The organism is Alkalibacterium kapii, from assembly GCF_007988865.1.
Lineage (GTDB): Bacteria > Bacillota > Bacilli > Lactobacillales > Carnobacteriaceae_A > Alkalibacterium > Alkalibacterium kapii.
Map to the genome: position 1 here is coordinate 1 of NZ_BJUY01000042.1, position 7,155 is coordinate 7,155.

The 7,155-nt window shown below is 38.5% G+C and carries 7 protein-coding genes; 3 read left to right on the forward strand and 4 right to left on the reverse strand.

Annotation, left to right across the window (positions count from 1 at the left end; genetic code table 11):
* Nucleotides 1-301: 301 nt before the first annotated feature.
* Nucleotides 302-1,216 carry a nuclease-related domain-containing protein gene (locus AKA01nite_RS09085; RefSeq protein WP_146925011.1) on the reverse strand — a complete coding sequence of 305 codons (915 nt, stop codon included), beginning with the start codon at nt 1,214-1,216 and terminating at the stop codon, nt 302-304.
* Nucleotides 1,217-2,096: 880 nt separating this feature from the next.
* The gene (locus AKA01nite_RS09090) at nt 2,097-3,005 is read right to left on the reverse strand and encodes a diacylglycerol/lipid kinase family protein (protein ID WP_146925012.1); all 909 of its coding nucleotides are present in this window, start codon (nt 3,003-3,005) and stop codon (nt 2,097-2,099) included.
* A 286-nt stretch (nt 3,006-3,291) separates the two neighbouring features.
* Here AKA01nite_RS09090 and AKA01nite_RS09095 point away from each other — a divergent pair, with 286 nt between their 5' ends.
* The gene (locus AKA01nite_RS09095; protein WP_146925013.1) at nt 3,292-3,750 is read left to right on the forward strand and encodes a flavodoxin; all 459 of its coding nucleotides are present in this window, start codon (nt 3,292-3,294) and stop codon (nt 3,748-3,750) included.
* A gap of 69 nt (nt 3,751-3,819) precedes the next feature.
* Here AKA01nite_RS09095 and AKA01nite_RS09100 read toward each other — a convergent pair whose 3' ends face one another.
* Nucleotides 3,820-4,383 (reverse strand): TetR/AcrR family transcriptional regulator, encoded by a 564-nt coding sequence (locus AKA01nite_RS09100; protein ID WP_186805157.1) that lies wholly within the window; start codon nt 4,381-4,383, stop codon nt 3,820-3,822.
* Between the two features lie 288 nt (nt 4,384-4,671).
* Here AKA01nite_RS09100 and AKA01nite_RS09105 point away from each other — a divergent pair, with 288 nt between their 5' ends.
* Both AKA01nite_RS09105 and AKA01nite_RS09110 read left to right on the forward strand, forming a co-directional pair.
* Nucleotides 4,672-5,910, forward strand: coding sequence for an aminopeptidase (locus tag AKA01nite_RS09105; RefSeq protein WP_146925015.1), 1,239 nt, complete (start codon nt 4,672-4,674; stop codon nt 5,908-5,910).
* A gap of 188 nt (nt 5,911-6,098) precedes the next feature.
* Nucleotides 6,099-6,449 (forward strand): ASCH domain-containing protein, encoded by a 351-nt coding sequence (locus AKA01nite_RS09110; protein WP_146925016.1) that lies wholly within the window; start codon nt 6,099-6,101, stop codon nt 6,447-6,449.
* 73 nt (nt 6,450-6,522) lie between these two features.
* Here the strand turns inward: AKA01nite_RS09110 and AKA01nite_RS09115 are convergent, their stop codons facing one another.
* Nucleotides 6,523-6,933 (reverse strand): OsmC family protein, encoded by a 411-nt coding sequence (locus tag AKA01nite_RS09115; protein WP_146925017.1) that lies wholly within the window; start codon nt 6,931-6,933, stop codon nt 6,523-6,525.
* Between the last annotated feature and the right edge of the window lie 222 nt (nt 6,934-7,155).

The window sequence follows — 7,155 nt, forward strand, 5'->3', positions numbered from 1 at the left end:
CCTCGGTTGTGTTCGGTCGATTCTTTGATAAACGTCCGGCGGAGCGGCCGAAGTTCTCGTTGTTCGGCCGATTTATACAAATAATTAGTTTATATCTACCGAATCTTAAAAAGAAAATTAGAAAATAGAACCCATTTATATCTCAACTAGTTTGAAACATTATAATGGTCATACGCGCCACCAGCGCGTATGTACTTAAATCAAATCTATTCAGTCGAAACTGTCTTCAGACAGTTTCATCTAATAATTATAAAAAAGAAGTGCCTTAAAAATTTTATTTAGACTTTTCTAAATTGAGGGGTTAGACATAATAGGTATTACTCGTTTTTCCTTTTTTATCAAATCGATCAATTAAAATGTCTCTAATCTTTCTCGGCCTAATTTTATTCCCGCACCATTGGCGTATTTTTCTCACCGTTACTTTTTCGTCAGGGAATAACAGTTTATAGTCCTTTATGTGATCCATGACTAACTCGTCTTTAGTTGTCTTGTACTTACAATCTCTACATTTAGCATAACACTTAGTCAGTATTAACGACGAACTATTGCAACCCGGACAATATAAATTCTGATTCAAAGTTTTTAAATTATAGTCAGGAAGATGTTTTTGATAGGGGACTTCCTCTCTATGTTCACGTAATAATTTATCTGCCATATATCTATGCTTCTTTGTTAATGAAAAATTATGCTGGCTTAGTTCAATTAAATGTCGTTCTACCTGATTTGGCAAAATAAAGGGATCTGTCGGTTTAGCCAAATATAACGAGAATGACGGATGAACAAATACAATCGATGACTTTACCGAGAGTTCCGAACCAAAATCTTTGATCAGCTCTTTCATCAAGGTATTGGATCGTTTTATTTGCAATACAGGACTCACGATTTCCTGACCTGTCAAGGTTGATAAGTGTCCTGCTGAAAACTGATAGTTTCCTTTGTAATTCTTGATCTCATATATGTTTAAAGAATTAGAAGTAATCACGACACAGTCAACTTGAAAACTCTTCCCTCCACTATCTAGCAGTAAATCATTCAAGACTAGACAATCCATACTTAAATGTTTTTTGACTAGCGAATCAAAAAGTTCCTCTCCAGCATAACCTTTTTCCAGATTAAACAAGTAATTTTTATCTGAAAGTGATAGATTCATCCTTTTATCCAGTGCTTGAAGTCCTGAAAGTAATTTAGACTTAGTTCTTTCTTTTAATATATTCATTTTTTTACACCCCCACTACTACATATTTACAAAAGAATCAAAAAGTCACTAAATTATTTTTTAATTTTCTTTTTATTTATTTAATTTTGGTAATCCTTCGGTCGGTCTCAATTCAAAAATTGGTTCTATACGCCGAAGTTCTTTATGTTCGGCTCTTTCTCTCAGCTAAATTTTACTTTCACGCCGATCTCTACCCGTCTTCGGTCGATTCCACAATAAAAGTTCGGCGGAGCGGCCGAAGTTCGCATTGTTCGGCTGTTTCACTCAATTAAATTATATTTTCACGCCGAACCTCTGCTGTCTTCGGTCGATGCCACAACAAAAGTTCGGCGGAGCGGCCGAAGTTCGCATTGTTCGGTTGTTTCACTCAATTAAATTATATTTTCACGCCGAACCTCTGCCGTCTTCGGTCGATGACACGACAAAATTCCGACGTAACGACCGAAGTTCCACTTGTTCGGCTCATGTCCATAAATAACTATTTTTCTACGGAACCATTGAAGACCATACGCGTTCCATCGCGTATGGTCTTAACTGAATCTATATCGTTGAAACTGTCTCCCTGGACAGTTTCCTCTTCCCTGAACACAAAAACGCAAAGAAGAGCCTCCGACAATAAAAGTCGGAGGCTCTTCTTCTTTACTATAAAAACCGTCCTCTTGAGTATTCGCTTTACTTTTATCAAAATTTTCGTGTTCGTTGATTACTTATCTTGTATATTTTCCTCGCCTATTTTGACATAGGGGTGAACGGGTTCAATTAAGGAGAATGTGTGACTAGTGTGAACAGTGAATTTTAATAAGAGGACGGTCGTCTGATAAGATAGCTTTATCAAAAATCAAGGAGGGACTCCTTGATTCTTACCTCAAGTATACACGCTTCATTCGTCAATGTCAGGTACAAAGACTTCTAAATATTGTTTAAATACTTTTAATTTAATTGGCAGGTAATCGCCCTCGTCCCCATCGACATTTGTGACGACTGTTTTATATTTCTTCTCATCAGTCAGTGAAATGTCTGCTTCCTTAAATTTTCGGTAGAAAACTTCATCATCTTCAGATACTTTTCCAGAAAATACTTTTGGCACAAGATTGATTTTAGGCGCGACGTTTTCGCCCCGGACAGCCAGTAAATGTAAAACCCCGTCTTCTTCACTCGCATGAGGAAGCACTGTCGGGATTCCTGCAACCGAGTTCGTTAATGCTATGATAACAAGAAAGGAATCCACTTCAGTTATTTCCCCTTCGATATCGAACTTGAATGGGTAAGCTTCTTTCTCGGAAAGTGCTTTGAGTCCTTCTAAAATATATGCAAAAGGACCAAGATTCGTTTTTTCTTCTACTGGTACAGAATGTACAGCTTCCGGAATCGATCCGATAGCGACGATATCCACAAAAAATGTATCGTTGATTTTTCCAATATCTATCGCTTTTTTACGACGCTTTGTCAACTGTTCGACAGCCTTTTCGGATTCCATTGGAATACCTAAAACGCGTCCGAGATCATTGACTGTACCAAGAGGAATGAAGCCAAAGGGTGGTCGCTTTTCTTCCGTCGCGATACCATTGACACACTCATTGACCGTCCCATCTCCACCTAAAGCGTAGATCGCATCAACTTCCTGACGTGTCGCTTCACGTGCAAATCGCGTGGCATCCCCTTCTTTTTCTGTCCATTTCATTTCCACTTCATCATACAGTTTTTCAAGTTCCATCTGCACTTTTGGTCCAAATGTCTTGCCTTCTTCGCGTCCGCTTGATGGATTGACGATCACAACTGCTTTGGTCATTCACTTGATCTCCTTTCAAATTTTTAATCTGTGTCATTTTGCTTTTATTGAGTGAAACAAGTTGTTTTACTACTAATTTAATCTTTTAGTCACAAGGTTTACTGCAAGTAAATACTTTTCTTTCTATGATTATACCTTTTTTGTAAAGTGAATCCTAATCAAAAGAACGGCAGTTGAGTCATTCTAGTGTCTTTCATTGAATTACGCTTGTTTAAATGGTATCCTTTTTTCGATAAGATTAAAAGATAACCAATCATTAAATCTGGAGAAAGAAGGTTTATAAACCATGCCGAGTGTGATGATCGTCTATGCGAGTTTGACGGGGAATACAGAAGAATGTACAGAAATTTTAGAAGAAGCGTTCAAGGAGCTTGGGGCGGAAGTTACAGTAGAAGAAAGTGTCTATGCCGACCCGACCGACTATAAAGATTATGATATCAACATAGTTGGTACATACACCTATGGGACTGATGCAGACTTGCCTGATGAAATTGTTGATTTTTATGAAGAACTCGAAGACGTCGATCTAAGCGGTAAAGTGTACGGCAACTTCGGTTCAGGTGATACCTTTTACGAAAAGTACTGTAAATCCGTTGATGATTTTGATGATCAATTTGAAAAAACAGGAGCAACCAAAGGAGCAGACAACGTCAAAGTCAACTTGAATCCCGAAAAAGAAGATGCAAAAAACCTCAAAGCTTTTGCACAAAAACTGATTGAAACCTATGAAAAATCAAATAAATGATAACTGATCAAAAAAGACTTGTCTAAAAGGTTTCACGCCTCTTAGATAAGTCTTTTCGATTCAAACTACTTAGACTACTGTTTTCTTTTTCCAAGCTGCCATTGCATGTCTATAAATCGATTCTGCTTTATTATCGATGCCTTGTTCTTCATAATCAAATTGCCCCTGCGCTGAAAGTACTGCTGCACCGTGTACCGATGGCCAAATGATTTCAAGGAAAGTCTTTCTATCTTCGTCATCCTCAAATTCAGGCATCGTCTCCATCACTTCATACACTGCATTCAATACAAAGTCGTTAAACTCTTTAGACGGATAATCCTTACCCATAAACAAAGCACTAAATAACATGCCTTCTTTTTTTGCAAAACGTAAATAGTTGGCACAAACAAGGACTAAATCAGCCCCTTCCAAAGAGACGTCAAATACTTCTTTCTGGAGTTCTGCTTTTATATAGTCGATAAGCTGTTCTTTTAGATCTTCCATATTTTTAAAGGCTTTGTAGATGGGCTGCGTTGAGGCATTCAATGAGTCAGCAATTCGACGGGCAGTAAAATTCTCAAAGCCTTCTTCCTTGACATGTGCTAAAGCAGCTTCCAAGATATGTTTCTTTAAAATAGTCTGTTTTCTTGCCACTTCCTTCACTCCAATCGATTTAAATTTTGAATACTTCATATAATTACAATTCTGTTATTATTATTATACCATTATGCTGATTTTCAAGAAAGCGTTCTATAAAATGTTAATAATTTAACTTGTAAAGACATGTGTAAACGGACGATATGTATAAAATTGAGATAATTCAGTTCAAATCCTCCGATTATATCTTTAATATTATTAAAATATGATGAATTTTTAGATTGTGACGAGCTGTCATCTATGCTAAAATTGTTAGAGTAACGAAAACAAATAGGAGGAATTTCAATGGTCTTACCTGATTTCCAGGAAAATTTGAAAAAATATGCTGATTTACTTGTGTCAACAGGTGTAAATGTTTCTGATGGACATACTGTTGTCTTAAGTATTGACGTGGATCAGGCGGAACTTGCTCGTTTGATTACAGAAGCTGCTTATCAAAAAGGCGCGAAAGAAGTCATCGTCAAATGGACGGATGATCAAATCACTCGCTCAACGTTCAAACATGCACCTTTAGAAGTTGTTTCAACCGTTGAACAATATAAAGTCGATGAATCCTTGGATCACATAGAAAAAGGTGCCAGCCGTATTAGCGTACGCTCATCCGATCCCGATTCTCTACAGGGACTGGACAGCAAGAAAATCGCTGAAGCACAAAAAGCAAGAGGTAAAGCCTTTTCTGCCATGCGTAAAGCCACTCAGTCAAATAAAGTCAGCTGGGTCGTTGCAGCTGCAGCTGGTGAAAAATGGGCTGAAAAAGTCTTCCCAGACCTTGAGTCTACAGAAGAACAAGTGGATGCTTTATGGGACAGAATTTTCAAATCGATTCACTTATATGATGAAGATCCCGTGGCAACTTGGGAAAAGAAAGACAAAACACTGGAATCTAAAGCGGATGAATTGAACAAAGAACAATTTGTTGCTTTACATTATACTGCGCCAGGAACGGATCTAACTGTCGGCTTACCTGAAAATCATCGCTGGGAAGGTGCAGGCAGCTTGAACGCTCGCGGCGAACGCTTTATGGCCAACATGCCTACTGAAGAAGTGTTCAGTGCGCCAGATGCCAACCGCGTTGATGGGGTCGTTGTGTCTACCAAGCCATTGAGTTACGCCGGCAACATTATTGAAGGAATGACATTCCACTTCAAAGATGGTAAAGTTGTCGATGTTTCAGCTGATAAAGGCGAAGACGTAATCAAAGAATTAATCAAAACGGATGAAGGTGCGGCGCGTCTTGGTGAAGTCGCTCTTGTCCCTGATGCCTCTCCTATCTCACAGTCCGGCCTGACATTCTTCAATACTTTGTTTGACGAGAATGCTTCAAATCACTTGGCTTTAGGTTCAGCTTACGCTTTCAACCTGGAAGGCGGCACAACCATGTCTGAAGAAGAACTGAAAGAAGCAGGCTTAAACCGTTCTGACGTGCACGTTGACTTCATGATCGGATCAGACCAAATGGATATCGACGGCATCCGCAAAGACGGTTCCCGCGTCCCAGTCTTCCGCAAAGGTGCCTGGGCATAATGTATAGGTAGTGAATCTCCTTATAGTCGATTCATACTGCGGTTCTACGTCATAAATGACTAGAACCTCACCAAAAAGTTATTTAAGTTCGGGTGATACTCTCGGAAAATATAGATTTTTTCGAGCGAAACATACTAAGAAACCTCCTGTATTTTTCAGGGGGTTTTCTTAAGAAAGGAATTAGCCGTATGCATTATTTTATGGGGCTTTACGACAGGCCTTTTGAACTGGTTTCTTCTGGTAAGAAGACGGTCGAAGTCCGCTTGAATGACATCAAGCGCCGGAAACTCAAGATCGGCGACATAATCACATTCAACAAGCTGACAAATCCTTTCGAAGAAGTGACTGTGCGCATCAAAGATTTGACCTATTACCAAACTTTCAAGGAGATGTATCAGGATATCCCAGCAAAAACATTCGGTTCAGAAGACGTAACTCTTGAAGAGATGCTTGAAAAAACGCATGTGATTTATCCCCCAGAAAAGGAACAAGAATGGGGTACGCTGGCTATCTCTTTTGTAAGAAGTTCAGAAGATTAAATTGTAAAAGCTGCCACGAATGGCAGCTTTTTTCATTATATTTTTGTTTTAAATTGATCGATCGCATAAATTTTTATTTTTTAGGATCTTCAACATCTTCACCATTCAAAACCACTTTATAACTTAGATCCGCATTTAATGAATTGGCGACGGAACAATATTTTTGATCACTCAAGTTCACTGCACGCCAGACGCGACTAGCTGGGATATCCCCATCTATATTTATTGTAATGGCAATCGATTTAAAATATTTAGGGATTTCTTCATTGCGGTCGCCGTCCGTTTCGATGTTCAGGTCTTTGATTTTATCTGCATAAGGTTTTAATATCATGATAATATCGATGCCCATACAGCCTGCCAATCCGCCAAGTACGGACTCCATGGGTGAAACACCTTCACCGTCCGGATCAAGATGCATCGTTTTGCCTCTTTGATTCGTCATTGTATACGCTCTTTCGCCGTTCCATTTAGTTGATACTTTCATTTTAATGCCCTCCATTTTTTATGCTTACTTAAGTATAGCATATGAATCAAGGACTGGATAATGATTATGCGAATCAGTCTATTTTATGATTTATATTTTAACTAATTTTTGATTTATCGTATGATAAATATTCGACCTTCATTATTTTAAGTTATTCAGCGGATTCTAAGGGTATCTTCCTTGTATTATTCGCAGTTTCGGGGCTTCGGCTCTTAAGGTTCA

Coding starts and splice junctions, on each gene's coding strand:
- AKA01nite_RS09095 (WP_146925013.1), top strand. CDS start 3,292: ATGCCGAGTGTGATGATCGTCTATGCGAGTTTGACGGGGAATACAGAA.
- AKA01nite_RS09115 (WP_146925017.1), bottom strand. CDS start 6,933: ATGAAAGTATCAACTAAATGGAACGGCGAAAGAGCGTATACAATGACG.
- AKA01nite_RS09085 (WP_146925011.1), bottom strand. CDS start 1,216: ATGAATATATTAAAAGAAAGAACTAAGTCTAAATTACTTTCAGGACTT.
- AKA01nite_RS09110 (WP_146925016.1), top strand. CDS start 6,099: ATGCATTATTTTATGGGGCTTTACGACAGGCCTTTTGAACTGGTTTCT.
- AKA01nite_RS09105 (WP_146925015.1), top strand. CDS start 4,672: ATGGTCTTACCTGATTTCCAGGAAAATTTGAAAAAATATGCTGATTTA.
- AKA01nite_RS09090 (WP_146925012.1), bottom strand. CDS start 3,005: ATGACCAAAGCAGTTGTGATCGTCAATCCATCAAGCGGACGCGAAGAA.